This window comes from Mesorhizobium captivum, assembly GCF_033977165.1.
In the GTDB taxonomy this organism is placed as follows: Bacteria; Pseudomonadota; Alphaproteobacteria; order Rhizobiales; family Rhizobiaceae; genus Mesorhizobium; species Mesorhizobium captivum.
Map to the genome: position 1 here is coordinate 1 of NZ_JAVIJB010000129.1, position 872 is coordinate 872.

An 872-nucleotide genomic window follows, 5' to 3' on the forward strand; every position below is an offset into this window, starting at 1 on the left:
AAGACGCGATCGACCAGCTCCATGCGGAGCGGCGCTACCGCGTTTTCGCCGACCTCGAGCGCATGGTGGGCAAGTTCCCGCGCGCCATCTGGCGGTCCAACGGCCGCGCCCAGGAAATCACCGTCTGGTGCTCCAACGACTATCTCGGCATGGGCCAGAACCCGGACGTGATTGCCGCCTTCCAGACCGCGGCGGGCAAGATGGGGTCTGGCGCCGGCGGCACCCGCAACATCTCCGGCACGTCCAACCCGCTGGTCGAGCTCGAGCATGAGCTCGCCGACCTGCACGACAAGGAAGCAGCGCTGGTCTTCACCTCCGGCTTCGTCTCCAACGAGGCCTCGATCTCGACCATCGCCAGGCTCTTGCCCAACTGCCTGATCATCTCGGACGAGCTGAACCACGCCTCGATGATCGAGGGCGTGCGCCGCTCCGGCGCCGAGAAGAAGATCTTCCGCCACAACGACGTCGCGCATCTGGAAAGCTTGCTTCAGGCCGCCGGCCGCGAGCGCGCCAAGCTGATCGTCTTCGAAAGCGTCTATTCGATGGATGGCGACATCGCCCCGATCAAGCAGATCGTCGAGCTCGCCGAGCGCTACAACGCCATGACCTATATCGACGAGGTGCATGCCGTGGGCATGTACGGTGCGCGCGGCGGCGGCATCACCGAGCGTGAAGGGCTGGCCGACCGCATCGACATCATCGAAGGCACGCTTGCAAAAGCCTTCGGGACGCTCGGCGGCTATATCACCGGCACAAGTGCGGTGATCGACGCCGTGCGCTCCTATGCGCCGGGCTTCATCTTCACCACCGCGCTGCCGCCGGCGATCGCGGCCGCCGCCACCACCTCGATCAGGCATCTGAAGCGCTCGCAG

General features: G+C 65.6%; 1 protein-coding gene. It reads left to right on the forward strand.

Annotation, left to right across the window (positions count from 1 at the left end; translation table 11 throughout):
* Positions 1–872, forward strand: an 872-nt coding sequence (gene hemA, locus RFM40_RS33595) for a 5-aminolevulinate synthase (protein ID WP_320279061.1), incomplete at both ends; no start/stop codon positions are given.